Origin of the sequence: Streptomyces sp. NBC_00335, assembly GCF_036127095.1 — a bacterium.
Classification (GTDB): Bacteria; Actinomycetota; Actinomycetes; order Streptomycetales; family Streptomycetaceae; genus Streptomyces.
This window is the reverse complement of sequence record NZ_CP108006.1, coordinates 2,924,396-2,942,233: the sequence shown is the minus strand read 5'-3', so window position 1 is coordinate 2,942,233 and position 17,838 is coordinate 2,924,396. Positions and strand designations below refer to the sequence as shown.

Genomic DNA, 17,838 nt, shown 5'->3' with positions numbered 1-17,838 from the left:
GACGTGGGACGACATAGTCGCAAGGAGCCCGCCAAAGCTCCGGGCCCCGGCTCAGACCATCCGCAGCCGGCCGACCGGGCCGGCCTGCGGGCCGCCGCCCCGGCCCCGGCCGGGTGGGCCGAGCCGGCCGCAGCCCCGCGCGGGTACGCGGCCCCGCCGCGCCACGAGCCGGCGCCCGGCGCGCGCGGCGGACATCCCGAACAGCACGAGCCCGGCGGAGCCTGGGGCGCCGCCGCGGGTACCGGAGCGACCTACGGCGACTGGCGCGGGGCCCCGCGCACCCGACCGGCGGGCGGCGCGGGGGCACCTGCCCCGGTGCACGGCACGCCGGTCTACGGCACGCCGGCGCACGGCACCCCCGTCTACGTCACGCCGGCCCACGGAACCCCCGCCTACGACGCCCCCGTCTACGACGCACAGGGCTTCGGTACCCCCGCGGTCGGCTTCCCACAGGTCACCCTCGACCCGCCGATGACCGCGACGGGCTCGCACCGCCGGATCCAGGCCCCCGAGGACGTCTTCACCACGACGGGCTCCTACCGCACCGTCCCGGCCCCCGAGGACGCCTTCACCACGACGGGCTCCCACCGCCGGATCCCGGTCCACGAGGACGTTTTCACCACGACCGGCTCCTACCGCTCGGTCCCCGCCGTCGAGACCCCCTTCGCCGAGGCCCCCTTCGCGGAGAACGCCTTCACCGAGAACGCCTTCGCCGGGGACGCCTTCACCGCCACCGGATCGCGCCGCCGGATCCCCGCGCCGCGCACGCCGGTCGTCACACCCGCCGAAGAGCCGGAGCAGGCGCCGCCCGCGGCCGGGCGCGGCGGCAAGGGCCGTACGTACGCCGGGATGGCGGCGGCGGCCGTCACCGTCGCGCTCGCCGTCGTCGTCGCGGGCCAGGCGGCCTCCGAGAACGACAGCGCCAAGAACACCGTGCGCGCCGCCGACGAGGGCAACAGCCACACCGCCCAGGGCAACTCCGCCGCCTCCCGCTCCGACGACCGGCCCACCCCGGACGCCTCCGCGGCGCTCAAGGCCGCGCCGGAGCTCACGTACGACCAGAAGATGGCGCAGCAGTTCCCCATCGACGAGAAGCTGAAGGGCTCCGGCGTCTTCGACACCGTGCCCGGCGTGGCCAAGGCGCCCGGCAAGGGGAAGGTGGTCCGCTACCGCGTCGACGTGGAGCAGGGACTCGGCCTGGATGCTCAGCTGTTCGCCGAGGCCGTGCACCGCACGCTGAACGACGACCGGAGCTGGGGCCACGGCGGTACGAAGACCTTCGAGCGGGTGCCGGGCGGCGAGGCCGATTTCGTGATCACGCTCGCCAGCCCCGGGACCACCGGCGTCTGGTGCAAGAAGTCCGGGCTCGACACCACCGTCGACAACGTCTCGTGCGACTCCGCGTCGACCGACCGCGTGATGATCAACGCGTACCGCTGGTCGCAGGGTTCGGCGACGTACGGCGCGGACCAGATGTTCGCCTACCGCCAGATGCTGATCAACCACGAGGTCGGCCACCGGCTCGGCCACGGCCACGTGAGCTGCCAGACACCGGGCGCGCTCGCCCCGATCATGCAGCAGCAGACGAAGTCCCTGGACGTCAACAACATCAAGTGCAAGCCCAACCCCTGGGTGTATCCCGGGAGTTGATCTACCGCGTTGACAAGCCGTCCGATGGTCGGTCATTGTTCTCCGCATGTCGCACCTTCACACCACCACCGCGAGCGCCGCCATTGAGCTGGCGCTGCTTGGTGTGACCGCGCACAGCGTGGCCGACATCCTCTGTCGCTGACGCCTCCCTGAGCGCGCGACTTCCTCCTTTCTCCGTCGTTCCGCCGCGCCCGGGGCTCACCAGCCCGCAGGTGCGGCTTCCTGACGTTTTCCGTCCCCGCCGTCGGCATGCCGCCGACCGCGCCGACGTGGACCGCTGCCCCTCGCGTGGCCTTTTCCTCATCTCCCTTCACGCCGAGAGGTCCCTTTTCCCATGGCCCGTCAGTCCCTCATATCGCGCCGCGTGGCCGCGGTCGCCGTCAGCTTCGTTCTGGCCGGGGGCGCCGCCGCCTGCGGGCCCAAGGACGGTACGGACAAGGCCTCCGCCGGCGACAAGCCGGGCGCCACCGGCGCCGCCCCGCAGAAGGGCGGCACCCTGACCGTCCTCAACGCCGAGCCGCAGAGCGACTTCGACCCGGCCCGCCTGTACACCTCCGGCGGCGGCAACGTCCCCTCGCTCGTCTTCCGCACGCTGACCACCCGCAACCGGGAGGCGGGCCCGGCCGGCGCCAAGGTGGTGCCCGACCTGGCCACCGACCTCGGCAAGCCCAACGCCGACGCCACCGAGTGGACGTACACCCTCAAGGACGGGCTGAAGTACGAGGACGGCTCGCCGATCACCACCGCCGACATCAAGTACGGCATCGAGCGGTCCTTCGCCGCCGAGCTGTCGGGCGGAGCCCCGTACCTGCGCGACTGGCTGGTCGGCGGGGAGACGTACGAGGGCCCGTACAAGGACGGCGGCAAGGGGCTCGACTCGATCGTCGTGCCCGACGCGAAGACGATCGTCTTCAAGCTCCGCAAGCCCGAGGGGGAGTTCCCCTTCCTCGCCACGCAGACGCAGTTCGCGCCCGTGCCCAAGGCCAAGGACACCGGGGTCAAGTACGAGGAGCACCCGGTCTCCTCCGGCCCGTACAAGGTCGTCAAGAACGACAACGACGGCGAGCACCTCACCCTGGAGCGCAACGAGAACTGGGACGAGAAGACCGACGAGGAGCGCAAGGCCTACCCGGACAAGATCGACGTCCGCTCCGGGCTCGACGCGGCGGTCATCAACCAGCGCCTGTCCACCAGCTCCGGCGCCGACGCGGCCGCCATCACGACCGACACGAACCTGGGCCCGGCCGAACTCGCGCAGATCGGCGCCGACAAGGAGCTGGAGGGGCGGATCGGCACCGGGCACTTCGGCTACGTCAACTACCTGGCCTTCAACCCGAAGATCGCCCCCTTCGACAACCCGAAGGTCCGCCAGGCCATCTCCTACGCGATCAACCGCACCAGCGTGATCAACGCGGCCGGCGGCTCCGCACTCGCCGAGCCCGCCACCACCTTCCTGCCCGAGCAGGAGGCCTTCGGCTTCACCGCGTACGACCACTTCCCGGCCGGCAAGACCGGAGACCCGGCCAAGGCCAAGGCACTGCTGGCCGAGGCTGGCTTCAAGGACGGGCTGACCATCACGCTCACCCACTCCAACGCCCAGAACCGGCAGACCAGCCCCGAGGTGGCCACCGCCGTGCAGCAGGCGCTCGCCGCCGCCGGGATCACCGTCAAGCTGGAGGGGCTGGAGAACAACGCCTTCAACGAGAAGCGCTGGGACGTCAAGAACACCCCCGGCTTCTTCCTCTCCCGCTGGGGCGCCGACTGGCCGTCCGGTGCCCCCTTCCTCGCCCCGATCTTCGACGGCCGTCAGATCGTCACCAACGGCACCAACTACAACCACGCGCAGCTCAACGACCCGGCCGTCAACACCGAGATCGACGAGATCGCCAAGCTGACCGACCTCGTGGCGGCCGGCAAGCGCTGGGGCGCCCTCGACAAGAAGATCGGTGAGCAGGCCCTCGACGTCCCGCTCTTCCACCCGGTCTACAAGCGGCTCGTCGGCAAGGACGTCAAGAACGTGGTCATCAGCGACTGGACCGGCGTCCTCGACGTCTCGCAGGTTTCGGTCAAGTGACGCTCCTCGCCCAGCAGTCGGCGGCCGGGCCCGAGGTCACCACCCCGGGCCCGGCCGCCGGGCGGCAGGCCTGGCGGCGGCTGCGGGCCCGGCCCTCGGCCGTGGCCGCGGCCGCCGTCCTCGCGCTGCTCGTCCTGCTCGCCCTCGCCGCGCCGCTGTTCGCCCACCTCACCGGCCAGGACCCGAACGCCTACCACGACGAGCTCGTCGACTCCGCGCGAGGGGGCGTCCCGCTCGGCTCCTTCGGCGGGATCTCCGGCGAGCACTGGCTCGGCGTCGAACCGGGCACCGGCCGCGACCTGTTCACCCGGCTGCTCTACGGAGCCCGGATCTCCCTGCTCGTCGCGGTCGGCGCCACCGCCGTCCAGGTCCTCGTCGGCGTGGGCGTCGGGCTCGCCGCCGCGCTCGGCGGCCGGTTCGCGGGCCAGGTCGTCAGCCGTTTCACCGACGTGATGATCTCCCTGCCCCTGCTGGTGATCGCCATTGCCCTCACCGCCGTCGTCCCGCCCGAGTTCCCGCGGCCGCTGCTGCTGATCCTGGTCATCGGGCTGCTCGACTGGGGCGGCGTCGCCCGGATGGTGCGCGCCCAGACCCTGTCGCTGAAGGAGCTGGACTTCGTGGACGCCGCCCGGCTCTCGGGCAACGGCACGCTGCGGATCGCCCGCCGGGAGCTGCTGCCCTCGCTGGCCGCCCCCGTCATCACCCTCGCCGCCATCAAGGTGCCCACCGCCATGGTGGTCGAGGCCTCGCTGTCCTTCATCGGGGTCGGCGTGAAACCGCCCACCCCCTCGTGGGGGCAGATGCTGTCCAGCGCCCAGACCTGGTTCCGCGCGGACCCCACCTACGTCCTGCTCCCCGCCGGGCTGCTCTTCGTCACCGTGCTCGCCTTCACGGTGCTCGGCGACGCCGTCCGTACGGCCCTCGACCCGCGCGAGGACTCGCGGCTGAGGGTCGGCACCAGAAAGGAGCGCAAGGCGTGACCCGCTTCGTGCTCAAACGGACCGGCGGCGCACTGCTCGTCCTGCTCACGCTGTCCGTCGTGATCTACGCCCTCTTCTACCTCGTCCCCGGCGACCCCGCCCGCCTCGCCTGCGGAGAGCGCTGCAACCCGGCGCAGATCGCCCAGGTGCGCGAGCAGCTCGGGCTGAACGAGTCGGTGGTCGCGCAGTACCTGCACTTCCTCCAGGGAGTGCTCGTGGGCCGGGACTCCTCCGGCGGCGCCGGGATCGTCCTGCACTGCGACGCGCCCTGCCTGGGATTCTCGTACCAGAACGACCAGCAGGTCACCGAGCTGCTGCTCGAACGGCTCCCCGCGACCCTGTCGCTGGCGCTGGGCGCGCTGGTGATCTGGCTCGTGATCGGCGTCGGCACCGGACTGCTGTCCGCGCTGCGCCGGGGCGGGTTCATCGAGCGGGCGCTGACCGTGGTCACCCTCGCCGCCACCGGCACCCCCGTTTTCATCCTCGGGCTGCTGCTGCTCATGGCCGTCTGCGCCTACCTCCAGTGGCTGCCCTTCCCGACCTACGTACCGCTCGGCGACGATCCCGAGCAGTGGGCGTGGAACATGCTGCTGCCCTGGGTGACCCTCGGCTTCTTCGAGAGCGCCAAGTACGCCCGGCTGAGTCGTAGTTCCACGCTGGAGACGCTCGCCGAGGACCACATCCGCACCTTCCGCGCCTACGGGGTGGGGGAGCGGGCCATCGTGACCCGGCACGCCGTGCGGGGCGCGGTGGCCCCGGTGATCGCGCTCAGCGCCGTGGACTTCGGCACGATGCTCGGCGGCGCCGTGCTGACCGAGTCGCTGTTCGGGATCCCCGGGCTCGGCAAGACCCTCATCGACGGCGTACGGGTGGTGGACCTGCCCGTGGTGGTGGGCGTGATGCTCGTCATCGGCACGGCCGTCGTGCTCGCGGGCGTCGTCGCCGACGTGCTGTACGCCGTCGCGGACCGAAGGGTGGTTCTGGCATGACGCGGGAATCGCTGGTGGACGTCACCGGCCTCACCGTCGAGTTTCCGGCCGGCCGGCCGGGGGAGTACGTACGGGCCGTGGACGGGGTGTCCTTCACCCTGGAGCCCGGCCGCGCGCTGGGCATCGTGGGGGAGTCCGGAAGCGGCAAGTCGACTGTTGCGGCGGCCCTGTTGGGGCTGCATCGCGGTACCGGAGCGCGGCTCGGCGGTACCGTCCGGGTCGGCGGCACCGACGTGGGCGCCGCCTCGGCGGCCCGGCTGCGGGAGCTGCGCGGGGGTGTCGCCGCGATGGTCTTCCAGGACCCGCTGAGCTCCCTGGACCCGTACTACGCCATCGGCGACCAGATCGCCGAGGTGTACCGGGTGCATGCCCCCGTGACGCGGCGTGCGGCCCGGGCGCGGGCGGTGGAGGTGCTCGACCGGGTGGGCATACCCGACGCGGTGCGCCGCTCCCGGGCGCGGCCGCACGAGTTCAGCGGGGGCATGCGGCAGCGGGCGCTGATCGCGATGGCGCTGGCGTGCGAGCCGAAGCTGCTGATCGCGGACGAGCCGACCACGGCGCTGGACGTCACCGTCCAGGCGCAGATCCTCGACCTGCTGCACGGGCTGCGGGAGGAGCGGGGGCTCGGGCTGCTGCTGGTCACGCATGACGTGGGGGTGGCGGCGGAGAACGTGGACTCGGTGCTGGTGATGCGGGACGGGGCGGTGGTCGAGCGGGGCTCGGTCGGGTCCGTGCTGTCGGCTCCGGCCGATCCGTACACCGCGGCGCTGCTGGCGGCGGTGCCGCGGCTCGACGCGGTGCGGGTGGCCCGGCCGGGGGCTGTACGGGCGCTGCCCGTACCCGCGCCTCAAACGCCGGCGGGGCTGGAATTGCCCCCGGCGAGGCTGGAGTTGTCGTCGGCGGGGCTGGATTTGGCGGAGCTGGAGTCGGCGTCGATGGATTCCTTGCCCGTCGTCGAGGCGTTTTCGTTGCGGAAGGAGTTCGGGCGGGGGAAGCGGCGGGTGGAGGCCGTGGGTGGGGTGTCGGTGGTTGTGCGGGCTGGGGAGACGCTCGGGATCGTCGGGGAGAGCGGGAGCGGCAAGAGCACCCTCGGGCGGATGCTCGTCGGACTGCTGGAGCCCAGTTCCGGGCAGGTGCGGCGGGACGGGGTGGAGAGCGCCGGCCTCGTGCCCGGGGTGCAGATGGTGTTCCAGGACCCGGTGTCCTCGCTCAACCCGCGCCGTTCGATCGGGGAGTCCATCGCGGATCCGCTGCGTGCGGCGGGGGAGAAGGACCAGCGGGCGATCCGCGCCAGGGTCGGTGAACTGCTGCTCCGGGTGGGGCTGGAGGAGGCCCACTACGACCGGTACCCGCACGAGTTCAGCGGCGGCCAGCGCCAGCGCGTCGGCATCGCCCGGGCCCTCGCGCCCCGGCCCCGGCTGATCGTCTGCGACGAGCCCGTCTCGGCCCTCGATGTGACCACGCAGGCGCAGGTCACCGCCCTGCTGGCCGAGCTGCAGCAGGAGCTGGGGATCGCGCTGGTCTTCATCGCGCACGACCTCGCGGTGGTGCGTCAGGTCAGCGACCGGGTCGCCGTCATGCGGGGCGGGGTGATCGTGGAGGAGGGCCCCGTCGACGAGGTCTACGACCGGCCCGCGCACGCCTACACCCGGGAGCTGCTGGCCGCCGTTCCGTCCCTCGACCCCGCCCTGGCCGCCGACCGCCGGCTCGGCCGGCGCCGGTCCGGGGGAGTGCTCGCAGGGGCCTCGTAGACCGGTCCTCACTAGTTCTTAGCGTGCTCGAACGCGAACCGTACGGGAAAGTTACGACTCTTCACCCCTTCCGGTGGCGCGACGGACAACCGTCCGTCGCGCCTTCGGCATATCCGCTTGAGTTCGTATCCGGCGGGTCGCCGGACCGACGGAGACCGCCTGAAACGGGAGATCGGGGGTGCCACTCGTGCGGATCGGACTGCTCACGGAAGGTGGTTATCCGTATGCGACGGGGGAAGCGAGGCTGTGGTGCGACCGGCTCGTGCGCGGGCTTCCCCAGCACGAGTTCGAGCTCTACGCCCTGAGCCGCAGCGCCGAGCAGGAGGAGCGCGGCCGGGTGCCGCTGCCCTCCCACGTCACCCGCGTGACGACCGCCCCCCTGTGGGCGCCGGCCGACGACGGGCGCAGCTACCGGCGCCGCGAGCGCCGCCGCTTCGCCGCCGCCTTCACCGAACTGGTCCGCGGGATCTGCGGAGCCGACCCCGCGCGGTTCGCGGACGGGCTGTACGGGCTGGCCGCCCTCGCCTCGGAACAGGGCGGGCTGTACGCGGCGCTGCGCTCCGAGACGGCCGTACGGGCGGTGGAGTCCGCCTGCCGCGCCCCGGAGGCGAGCAGGGAAGTACAGCGGGCGCAGGTCGCGGACCTGCTGGAGTTCGTGGACGAACTGGAGCGGATGCTGCGCCCGTTGTCCCTGGACTGGTACGAGGACCTGAGCGAGGTCGACGTCTGCCACGCGGCCGCGGGCGGCGTGGCGGCGCTCCCCGGGCTCCTGGCCAAACGCTTCTTCGGAGTGCCGCTCCTGGTCACCGAGTACGGGGTCCAGCTGCGGGCCCACTACCTCGAGCACTCCGCGCACTCCGCGCGGGACGAGCGGCCGGCCGTACGGGCCCTGCTCGCGGCCTTCCACACCCGGCTGGCCGGCGAGATCTACTCCCAGGCCGACCTGCTCACCCCCGGCAACGCGCACGCCCGGCGCTGGCAGGAACGATGCGGGGCCTCCCGCGACCGGCTGCGCACGGTCTACCCCGGGATGGAGGCGGACCGATTCGCCGCCGTGGGCGAGGACCCGGCGTGCGGGGACCCGCACACCCTCGTCTGGGTCGGCCGCGTCGACCCCGCCAAGGACCTGATCGCCCTGCTGCACGCCTTCGCCGAGGTGCGCCGGGCCGAACCGCGCGCACGGCTGCGGATCTTCGCGACGGCCGCCGGTCCGGGGCACCACGAGGTCGGGCACGGCTACCTGGCCGACTGCCGCTCGCTCGCCGCGCAGCTCTTCCCCGACGAGGCCGCCGACGCGCACGCGGTCGGCGAGAACCCGGTCACCTTCGAGGAGATCGGCGGACCCGACGCGCCGTCCCCGGCCCACGCGTACGGCTCCGGGCGGGTGGTGGTGCTCTCCTCCGTCATCGAGGGCTTCCCCATCACCCTGGCCGAGGCCATGTTCTGCGGCCGGGCCACCGTGTCCACCGACGTCGGCGCCGTCGTCGAGGTGATCGGCGGAACCGGGCTCGTGGTGCCGCCGCGCAACCCGCGCGCGCTCGCCGAGGCCTGCGTCTCGCTGCTGCGGGACCCCGAGCGGGCCCAGCGGCTCGGCTCGGCCGCCCGGGCGCGGGCCCTCGAACTCTTCACCGTCGAGCAGAACGTCGCCGCCTTCCAGGAGTCCTACCTGCGGCTCCTCGCCCGCGGCCCGGCCCGCCCCGACGGCACCGGCGTGCCCTTCGAGCAGCCGCCCGAGGCCCGGGTCCCGGGCCACTGGGCCACCCCCACCTGGGCCGCCCCCCACCCCGAACCCACCCCGTCCGCCGCCTCCGGGGGAGCGGCCCCCGACCCGGCCGGCCTCCCGGCCCCGGGCGAGGCCCGGCCCTCCGGCACCCCGGAAGGCGCCTCGGCAGACGCCTCCGACGCCCCCGTCCCGGACGCCGACCCGGCCGGCCCCGGTGTGCCCGGTGTGCCCGGTCCCGCCGACGGCTCCGGGCCGGGCGGGGACCGCGTCATGGTGCCCGCGGCGAATTCGGAGGCCTCCTCATGACCGTGCCCCTGGACGAAGCCATCCCCCCTCTGGACCCGCCCCCGCCCCCGCCCCGCAGGGCACGCTCCGCCGGGGATCCCGTGAAGGCGCTGCTCCACCGCCACCGGGAGCTCTGCGAGCACGCCGTGGACCCGCTGGAGATCGCCGCCGGGCTGGAGGCGCACGGCATCACCGACCGCACCGCCGCCCGCTTCCGCCACCGGGACGTCTTCTCCCTCGCGGAGGAGCTCTACGCCCGGACCCCCCGCGACGGCACCGCGCCCGCCCCGCCGGCCGGGATCCCGGTCCACGCCAAGGCCGTACGGGGCTTCGGCTACGCGCTGCTGCCCGGGGCCCTCGCCCTCGGCGCGGCCGCCGCCGGGTGGTCCTGGGCGGGAGCCTTCGCGGTGCTGGTCACCGTCGCCGGCCTCGGATGGCCGGGCCGGGCCGCCGGGGGCCGCTTCCCCGCCGCCGCGTACCTGCTGGCCGCCGCCGCCCTCGGCTGGGCCGTCCACCGCCACGGCACCCCGCTCGGGATCGCCCTGGCCGTGGCCGTCGCCCCCGGGCACCTGGCCGGCGCCGTCTTCGCGGCCCGCGCCCGGCGCCGCCTCGCCGGGAGCCGGGCCCTGGAGGACTTCGCCGACGGGGTGAGACCGCTGCTCCTCGGGACGCTCGCGCTGTACGCCGCGGCCGCGGCGGGGGCGGCCGCACTGGCCGGGACCCCCTTGGCGGTGGCGGTGCCGCTCGCGGTGCTGCTCTTCCTGACCCGGCTGCTGCTCGGCCACGGAGCCCCCCGCGGAGCCCTCGCGGCGGCCCTGGCCCTCGTACTCGCCCTGCTCCCGGTCCCGGCGGCGCCGTTCGCCGCCGCGGTGGGAGTGCTCGTACCCGCCGTCCTCGCGCTGTCGCGGGCCTCCGCGCACGCGCAGCGGCCCTGAGACCTTCGGAAGCAGACACCGAAGCGCCGTACCCCCTACCCCGATCCACCCATCCACCAAGGAGAAACAGGACATGACCGGCCAGCCGACCAACCAAGGGGACGCGCGATGAGGGTGTTGCTGATCGGAGCCAACGGATACCTCGGGCGCTACGTCGCGGACCGGCTGCTCGCCGACCCCGCGGTCCAGCTCACCGCGCTCGGCCGCGGAGACGACGCCGACGTCCGCTTCGACCTCGCCACCGGCAGCCCCGGCGCGCTCACCCGGTTCCTCGACGCCGTCCACCCGGGCGTCGTCATCAACTGCGCGGGAGCCACCCGGGGCGGCGCCCGCGAGCTGACCCGGCACAACACCGTCGCCGTCGCCACCATCTGCGAATCGCTGCGCCGCAGCGGCTGCGGCGCCCGGCTCGTCCAGCTCGGCTGTGCCGCCGAGTACGGGCCCAGCCAGCCCGGTTCGTCCACGGCCGAGGACGCCGTGCCCAGACCTGGAGGGCCGTACGGAGTCAGCAAACTGGCCGCCACCGAGCTCGTGCTCGGCTCCGGGCTGGACGCCGTCGTGCTGCGGGTCTTCTCGCCCGTCGGCCCCGGCACCCCCGCCGGATCCCCCCTCGGCCGGCTCGCCGAGGCCATGCGGCGCGCGATGCAGTCCGGGGACGGCGAGCTCAAGCTCAGCGGCCTCGGCGTCCAGCGCGACTTCGTCGACGTACGGGACGTGGCGCGGGCGGTGCACGCCGCCTCGCTGTCGGCGGCCCAGGGCGTCGTCAACATCGGCACCGGCCGGGCCGTCCGGCTGCGCGACGCGGCCGCGGTGCTGGCGCGGGTCGCCGGGTACGGAGGCTCGCTGCACGAGATCGACGTACCGCAGCACGGACAGCACGCCCAGCACCCGCAGGCGCACGGTCACCCCGGGCGGCCCGCCGGGCTCGCCGCCATCGGCTCCCCGCGCTCCGAGGCCACGGCCGAGCAGCTCGCCGCCGCGACCGCTCAGCCGCCGTACCCCTACCCGGACGGGTGCGGAGCCTGGCAGCAGGCGGATGTCCGTACCGCCCGCGACCGGCTCGGCTGGCGGCCGCGGATCAACCTGGAGGAGTCCCTCGCGGACATCTGGATGGAGGCGGCGTGCCGCATCTGACCACCCCGCCGGCCGCCGGCCAGGCCGCCACCGAGGTGGGCCGTCTGGGATTGGGGGTCCCCGGGTACGCGCACCCGCTGCTGGCCCCGGTGGAGTGGGCCGAGCTGACCCGGCCCGGCACGCCGCTGCACTGGGCCGTCCTCAACGTCACGGACGGCCCGGGCGGCCGGCCCGACCCGCACTGCACGGAGGCGGCCGCGAAGCTCCGTGGCGCGGGCGGGTCGGTCCTCGGGCATCTCGCGATGCGGGACGGGGAGCGGTCGTTCGGGGAGCTGGTCTCCGACGCCCACCGCTTCCGCGACTGGTACGGAGTCGACGGCTTCTACCTCGCGCAGGCCCCCGCCGGGAAGGCGGAACTGGCCTCCGTGCGCCGGGTCGTGGACACCCTGCGGGGACTCGGGGAGGGCCTGCGGATCGTCCTCGGACACGGCACCCATCCCTGTGAGGGGTACGCGGAAACCGCGGACCAGCTGGTCACCTTCTCCGGGACCTGGGCCGACTACCGCTGGTCGCAGGTGGCGGAGTGGACGGCGGACCATCCGCCGGAGACGTTCTGCCACCTCGTGCACGGAGTACCGCGGACGCACCTGGAGGAAGCGCTCCGGATCGCCCGCTGGCAGGGCGCGGGGACCATCTGGTTCACCGACCGGCGCGGGGCCGCGGACCGGGACCCCTGGGCGTCGATGCCCGGGTACTGGGACGAAATCGTCTCGCGGATCGGACCGGGTGTCTCGGAATGAAGGAGGGCGTGGCAGTGTTACGGGAAGAACCACCGTTAAGACTTAATCATCTACGGAGTCCCCGTGTCGCTGCCACCCCTGGTAGAGCCAGCTGCTGAGCTCACCGTTGACGAGGTCCGTCGGTACTCCCGCCACCTGATCATCCCCGACGTGGGGATGGACGGCCAGAAGCGCCTGAAGAACGCCAAGGTGCTGGCCGTGGGCGCGGGCGGCCTCGGCTCGCCCGCCCTCATGTACCTGGCCGCGGCCGGCGTCGGCACGCTGGGCATCGTGGAGTTCGACGAGGTCGACGAGTCGAACCTCCAGCGCCAGATCATCCACAGTCAGGCGGACATCGGCCGTTCCAAGGCCGAGTCGGCCCGCGACAGCGTGCTGGGCATCAACCCGTACGTCAACGTGGTCCTTCACGAAGAGCGGCTCGAAGCCGAGAACGTGATGGAGATCTTCAGCCAGTACGACCTCATCGTCGACGGCACGGACAACTTCGCCACGCGCTACCTCGTGAACGACGCCTGCGTGCTGCTGAACAAGCCGTACGTGTGGGGCTCGATCTACCGCTTCGACGGCCAGGCCTCGGTCTTCTGGTCCGAGCACGGTCCGTGCTACCGCTGCCTCTACCCGGAGCCGCCCCCGCCGGGCATGGTCCCGAGCTGCGCCGAGGGCGGCGTGCTGGGCGTGCTCTGCGCGTCCATCGGGTCCATCCAGGTCACCGAGGCCATCAAGGTCCTCACCGGCGTCGGCGAGTCGCTGGTCGGCCGCCTGATGATCTACGACGCCCTGGAGATGCAGTACCGCCAGGTCAAGGTCCGCAAGGACCCCGACTGCGCGGTCTGCGGTCCGAACGCGACCGTCACCGAGCTCATCGACTACGAGGCCTTCTGCGGCGTCGTGTCGGAGGAGGCCCAGGAGGCCGCGCTCGGCTCGACGATCACTCCCAAGCAGCTCAAGGAGTGGATCGACAACGACGAGCCGATCGAGATCATCGACGTCCGCGAGATCAACGAGTACGAGATCGTCTCGATCCCCGGCGCGAAGCTGATCCCCAAGGGCGAGTTCCTGATGGGCACCGCCCTCGCGGACCTGCCGCAGGACAAGCGCATTGTCTTGCACTGCAAGACGGGTGTCCGCAGTGCGGAGGTCCTCGCGGTCCTGAAGTCCGCGGGCTTCGCGGACGCGGTCCACGTCGGCGGCGGCGTCATCGGCTGGGTCCACCAGATCGAGCCCGAGAAGCCGGTCTACTAGTAGCCCGTTGGCAGCCCGTCCACTGGCAGTCACCCGGAGGGGCCGTACTTCGCTCGCGCGAGGTACGGCCCCTCCGGCGTTCTCGGGGCGTCTAGACGGGCGAGGTCGGCGCCGGGGACTTCGACGCCGTGCAGACGGTGCCGCCGCCGGGCACCTTCCCGTCGAGCAGGTAGGAGTTGACCGCCTGCTGCACGCAGGGGTCGCCGCTGTTGTAGGCGCCGTGCCCCTCGCCCTTGAAGGTGAGCTCCACGCCGACGCCGGGGCCGAGCCGCTCCACCATCTTGCGAGCGCCCTCGTACGGGGTCGCCGGGTCACCGGTGTTGCCGATCACCAGGATGGGCGCCGAGCCGGGCGCGGAGACGTCCGGGGTGTTCCAGGCGCCGGCGACGGGCCAGTCGGTGCAGCTCATCATGGCCCAGCCGAGGAAGTCCCCGAAGACGGGTGAGGCGGCGCGGAACTCGGGCAGCTTCGCCTTGGTCTGCGCCAGGGTGTAGCGGTCCTTGGAGTCGGCGCAGCTGATCGCGGTGTTGGCCGATCCGATGTTGCTGTAAGTGCCCTTGGGGTCGCGGCCGTTGAGGGCGTCCGACATGGCGAGCAGCAGCTGTCCCTGGCCGCCCTCGGCCTCGTCCAGGCCCTGTTCCAGCAGCGGCCAGGCCTCCTTGGAGTACAGGGCGAAGGCGATGCCGTTGGTCGCGGCGTCATCGGTGAGCAGCCGGTCGCCGGAGCCGGGGATGGGCTTGGCCGCCAGCTGCTTCTGGAGCTTGATGATGTTCGCCTCGATCTCCTTGGCGGTACTGCCCTGCAGCTGGCAGGAGTCGCCGCGGTTCACGCAGTCCTGGGCGAAGTTGCCGAGCGCGAGCTGGAATCCCTTGGCCTGGCCGAGGGCGCCCTGCTCGGAGTTCTTGGTCGGGTCGACCACGGCGTCGAAGACGGCCCGGCCGACGTTCTTGGGGAAGAGGTGGGCGTAGACCCCGCCGAGTTCGGTGCCGTAGGAGATGCCGAAGTAGTGCAGCTTCTCGTCGCCGAGGGCCTGGCGGATCCGGTCCAGGTCGCGGGCCGCGTTCTCGGTGCCGACGTGGGGCAGCACCTTGCCGGACTTCGCCTCGCAGGCCTCCTTGTACTTCTTGGAGGTGGCGAGGAACTGCTTCTCCTCCTCCGGCGTCGAGGGGCTGGAGTCGGCGGCGTAGTACGCGTCCAGCTGCTTGTCGTCCTCGCACAGCACGGGCGCGCTCCGGCCCACCCCGCGCGGGTCGAAGCTGACCAGGTCGTACCGCTCGCGCAGGGCCCCGTAATCCTTCGCCGCGCCCGGCAGGGTGCTGATGCCGGAGCCGCCGGGGCCGCCGAAGTTGAAGACGAGCGAGCCGATCCGCTTGTCCTTGTCACGGGCCTTCGCCCGGATCAGCGCCAGCGGGATCGTCTCGCCCTCCGGCTCGGCGTAATCGAGGGGCACGTCGATGACGGCGCACTGCCAGTCCTTGCCGGGGACCTGCCCGACGCCCTCGGCGGGGGTGGGGGCCTCGCACTCGCCCCACTCGGGTTTCTTGATGTCCTGCGCGGCGCCGTCCTTGCCCCTCTTCTTCTCGCCCCCGCCGTCGGAACAGGCACTGGTGGCGAGGAGTGCGGCGGCAGCGGCGGCGGCAGCGGCCACCCGGAGGACGTGTGTGGGCATGTCTTCATCCTGTGCGCGCCACGCGCGCCCCGCCCCCGCGCTGACCCATCCGGGTCAAGCGGGGGCGGCGGTGGCAGTGTTCAGTGCGCCGCGGTCGCCGCCGGGATGTCCACGCGGGCGGCCCGGCGGGCCGGCAAGAGGGAGGCGAGGAGGGCTCCGGCGAGGGCGAGCAGCACCCCGAGGGCGAGCCGTCCCCAGGGGATGACCAGGGCGTATCCGGCGACGCTCTCCTGGAGGGTGTTGCCGAGGGCCCAGCCCATGAAGATGCCCATCACGGTGCCGACGGCCGCGCCGAGGGCGCCGACGAGCAGGGCCTCGATGCGGATCATCCGGGTCACTCCGGCACGGTCCAGGCCGAGGGCGCGGAGCGTGCCGATCTCCTTGCGGCGTTCGAGCACGGACATCGCGAGGGTGTTGGCGATGCCCAGGGCGGCGATCACCAGGGCCATGCTGAGCATCGCGTAGAAGATGCCCAGCTGGTCGCCGATGCCGCTGGTGTCCTCTGCCCGGATGGACTCCTTGTCGAGGACGGACAGGGCGGGGTTGTCGCCGAGCGCCTTGACGACGCTCGCGAGCTGGGCCCGGCCGGGGCCGCCCGCGGTGGCCACGACGATCGAGTCGGTGTGCGGGGTGGAGTCGAAGCGGGCGACCAGGGAGTCGGGTGCGGTGATGCTGGGCAGCACCTTGCTCTGCTCGTCCGCGCGGTAGATCGCGCCGATGGTGACCTCGCCCTGCTGGTCCAGCCGCTTCACGGGAAGGCTCTGGCCGACCTTCCAGCCGTTGGCCCGGGCCTTGTAGTCGGCGACGGCGACCTTGCCCTGGCCGAGGCTGTCGAGGGAGCCCGAGGTCACCTCGTAGCGCAGCAGGCGGCCGATGGCGGCGGGGTCGACGCCGGTCAGGACGGAGCGGACGCCGCCGATCTCGTACTCGGTGGACTGGTTGAGGGGGCTGAAGGTGGCGCCGGACAGCTTCTTGAGGGGCTCGGCGGTGGCGGGGGTCATCCGCTGCCCGCCCGAGGGGGCCTGCACGAGGTAGTCGGCGGTGATGTCGCGGGTGGTCGCGCCGTCGAGGTATTGGGTGGCGGAAGCGCCGAGGACCGACAGGCCCGAGGCCAGCGCGAGGGCGATGGCGAGCGCCGAGGCGGTGGCGCCGGTACGCCGCGGGTCGCGCACGGTGTTGCGGGCGGCGAGGTCGCCGTGCACCGGGCTGCAGCGGAGCAGCAGCGGCCGGAGCAGGGCGGTGAACGGCCGGGACAGCAGCGGGATGAGGGCGAGGGCGCCGGTCAGGGCGAGGGCCGCGCCGAGGCCGATGACGGCCCGGGCGTCGTCGGTACCGGCACCGAGGCTCCCGTACAGGGTCGCGGCCGCTCCGGTGACCAGCAGGGCGGCGCCGATCCCGGTGCGCAGGGAGCCGGCCCGTGCGGGGGCGGCGGGCTCGGCGGCGCCGAGTGCGGCGACGGGCGGGATGGTCATGGCCCGGCGCACCGGCACCCAGGCGGCGAGCACGGGCAGGGCGGTGCCGACCAGCAGCGCGATGATCACTGTGGAGGGCAGCAGGGTCAGCGGGGCGTCCGGGCTCTCGGCGGAGGAGAAGACGGCCTGGAGCAGGGCGGCGACTCCGGTGCCGGCCACGATGCCGGCCACGGAGGCGATCAGGCCGACGAGCACGGACTCGGTGAGCAGGATCCGGCGGACCTGCTTGCGGGTGGCGCCGACGGCCCGCATCAGGGCCAGCTCCCGGGTGCGGCGGGAGACCAGCATGGTGAAGGTGTTGGAGATCAGGAAGGTGGCCACGAACAGGGCGACCGCGGCGAAGCCCACCATGATCTGGCTCATGGTGTCGCTGCCGGTGGAGGCGAGGTTGGCCTGGATCCGGGCGAGCTGGGCACCGCTGACCGCGGTGGAGTCCTTCGGGATCACCGCTTGGACCCGGCTGAGGAGCTGCGCAGGATCGGTGTCGGGTGTGGCCGTGATCTCGATGTCGGTGTAGCGGCCGGGCTGGAGGAACAGCTTCTGGGCGGTGGCGTCGGCGAACAGCACGAGGCTGCCGCCGGGGGTGAGCTTCGAGGCGTCGGTGCGGAAGACGCCGCTGAGCCGGTAGGACTCGGCGCCGGTGCTCGTGCCGACGCGCACGGTGTCGCCGACGCGGTAGCCGCCCTTGGCGGCGGAGGCCTCGTCGAGGGCGACGGCCTTGCCGCCGACCGGGCCGGATCCCTCCTCGAACGCGTAGGCCGGGTCCGTGCCGTCCTTGGCCGGGGCGAAGTTGCCGCCCTTGCGGAACTCGGCGCTGCCCAGCAGCCGGCCCTCGGGGTCGGCGACGGCGGCGAAGCCGTTGACCCGGCCCGCGGCGGCGGCCACACCGGGAACCTCGGCCAGGGAGGCCGCGGTGCGGGCGTCGAGGGCGCCGGGCGGGCCGCCGGGCACGGCGTTGGGCGAGACGTTGAGGGAGATGCGGTCGTAGCCGGCGCTCGCCCGGTCGACGGAGGCCTGCTTCTGGCTGTCGCCGTAGACGAGGCTGCCGGTGACGAAGGTGACGCCGAGCATGACCGCGAACACGGTCATCAGCAGGCGGGCCTTGTGCGCGAGCACGTTGCGCAGGGCGGTACGGAACATGGGGATGCGGATCCTGGGAGGCGGGCCCGGGGGAGCGGGCGGGCGGCTGGTGCG

The 17,838-nt window shown here is 73.2% G+C and carries 13 protein-coding genes; 11 read left to right on the top strand and 2 right to left on the bottom strand.

Annotated features, from left to right (window positions below):
* Positions 1-3 precede the first annotated feature (3 nt).
* The 11 genes from OHA37_RS12905 (at position 4) to moeZ (ending at position 13,503) form a co-directional block, all read left to right on the top strand.
* Positions 4-1,650, top strand: coding sequence for a DUF3152 domain-containing protein (locus OHA37_RS12905; protein WP_266904781.1), 1,647 nt, complete (start codon positions 4-6; stop codon positions 1,648-1,650).
* Between the two features lie 46 nt (positions 1,651-1,696).
* Positions 1,697-1,792: an Ms4533A family Cys-rich leader peptide gene (locus tag OHA37_RS12900; RefSeq protein WP_323182329.1), complete on the top strand. Its 96-nt coding sequence runs from the start codon at positions 1,697-1,699 to the stop codon at positions 1,790-1,792.
* A 192-nt stretch (positions 1,793-1,984) separates the two neighbouring features.
* The gene (locus OHA37_RS12895) at positions 1,985-3,724 is read left to right on the top strand and encodes an ABC transporter substrate-binding protein (RefSeq protein ID WP_266904779.1); all 1,740 of its coding nucleotides are present in this window, start codon (positions 1,985-1,987) and stop codon (positions 3,722-3,724) included.
* Positions 3,721-4,704, top strand: a complete 984-nt coding sequence (locus OHA37_RS12890; RefSeq protein WP_266904777.1) for an ABC transporter permease — start codon at positions 3,721-3,723, stop codon at positions 4,702-4,704. The genes OHA37_RS12895 and OHA37_RS12890 overlap by 4 nt, the downstream gene beginning before the upstream one ends.
* Entirely contained in the window at positions 4,701-5,693 is a 993-nt protein-coding gene (locus tag OHA37_RS12885) for an ABC transporter permease (protein WP_266904775.1), read from the top strand. The genes OHA37_RS12890 and OHA37_RS12885 overlap by 4 nt, the downstream gene beginning before the upstream one ends.
* The gene (locus OHA37_RS12880) at positions 5,690-7,444 is read left to right on the top strand and encodes a dipeptide ABC transporter ATP-binding protein (RefSeq protein ID WP_266904773.1); all 1,755 of its coding nucleotides are present in this window, start codon (positions 5,690-5,692) and stop codon (positions 7,442-7,444) included. Before OHA37_RS12885 ends, OHA37_RS12880 begins: the two co-directional genes overlap by 4 nt.
* 187 nt (positions 7,445-7,631) lie before the next feature.
* Positions 7,632-9,473 carry a GT4 family glycosyltransferase PelF gene (pelF, locus tag OHA37_RS12875; RefSeq protein WP_266904771.1) on the top strand — a complete coding sequence of 614 codons (1,842 nt, stop codon included), beginning with the start codon at positions 7,632-7,634 and terminating at the stop codon, positions 9,471-9,473.
* Positions 9,470-10,387, top strand: a complete 918-nt coding sequence (locus tag OHA37_RS12870) for a hypothetical protein (RefSeq protein ID WP_266904769.1) — start codon at positions 9,470-9,472, stop codon at positions 10,385-10,387. The genes pelF and OHA37_RS12870 overlap by 4 nt, the downstream gene beginning before the upstream one ends.
* A 108-nt stretch (positions 10,388-10,495) precedes the next feature.
* Complete coding sequence (locus OHA37_RS12865) at positions 10,496-11,521, top strand: NAD-dependent epimerase/dehydratase (RefSeq protein ID WP_243335987.1); 1,026 nt, start codon at positions 10,496-10,498, stop codon at positions 11,519-11,521.
* Positions 11,509-12,261, top strand: a complete 753-nt coding sequence (locus OHA37_RS12860; protein WP_266904767.1) for a spherulation-specific family 4 protein — start codon at positions 11,509-11,511, stop codon at positions 12,259-12,261. Before OHA37_RS12865 ends, OHA37_RS12860 begins: the two co-directional genes overlap by 13 nt.
* A 63-nt stretch (positions 12,262-12,324) precedes the next feature.
* Positions 12,325-13,503: an adenylyltransferase/sulfurtransferase MoeZ gene (gene moeZ / locus OHA37_RS12855; protein ID WP_266904765.1), complete on the top strand. Its 1,179-nt coding sequence runs from the start codon at positions 12,325-12,327 to the stop codon at positions 13,501-13,503.
* A 91-nt stretch (positions 13,504-13,594) separates the two neighbouring features.
* On the opposite strand, the gene OHA37_RS12850 is transcribed toward moeZ, so the two are convergent.
* Positions 13,595-15,172, bottom strand: coding sequence for an alpha/beta hydrolase (locus OHA37_RS12850; protein WP_266904763.1), 1,578 nt, complete (start codon positions 15,170-15,172; stop codon positions 13,595-13,597).
* A gap of 80 nt (positions 15,173-15,252) precedes the next feature.
* A complete protein-coding gene (locus tag OHA37_RS12845) occupies positions 15,253-17,784 on the bottom strand; it encodes an ABC transporter permease (protein WP_266904761.1) in 2,532 nt (843 codons plus the stop codon).
* Positions 17,785-17,838: the final 54 nt, after the last annotated feature.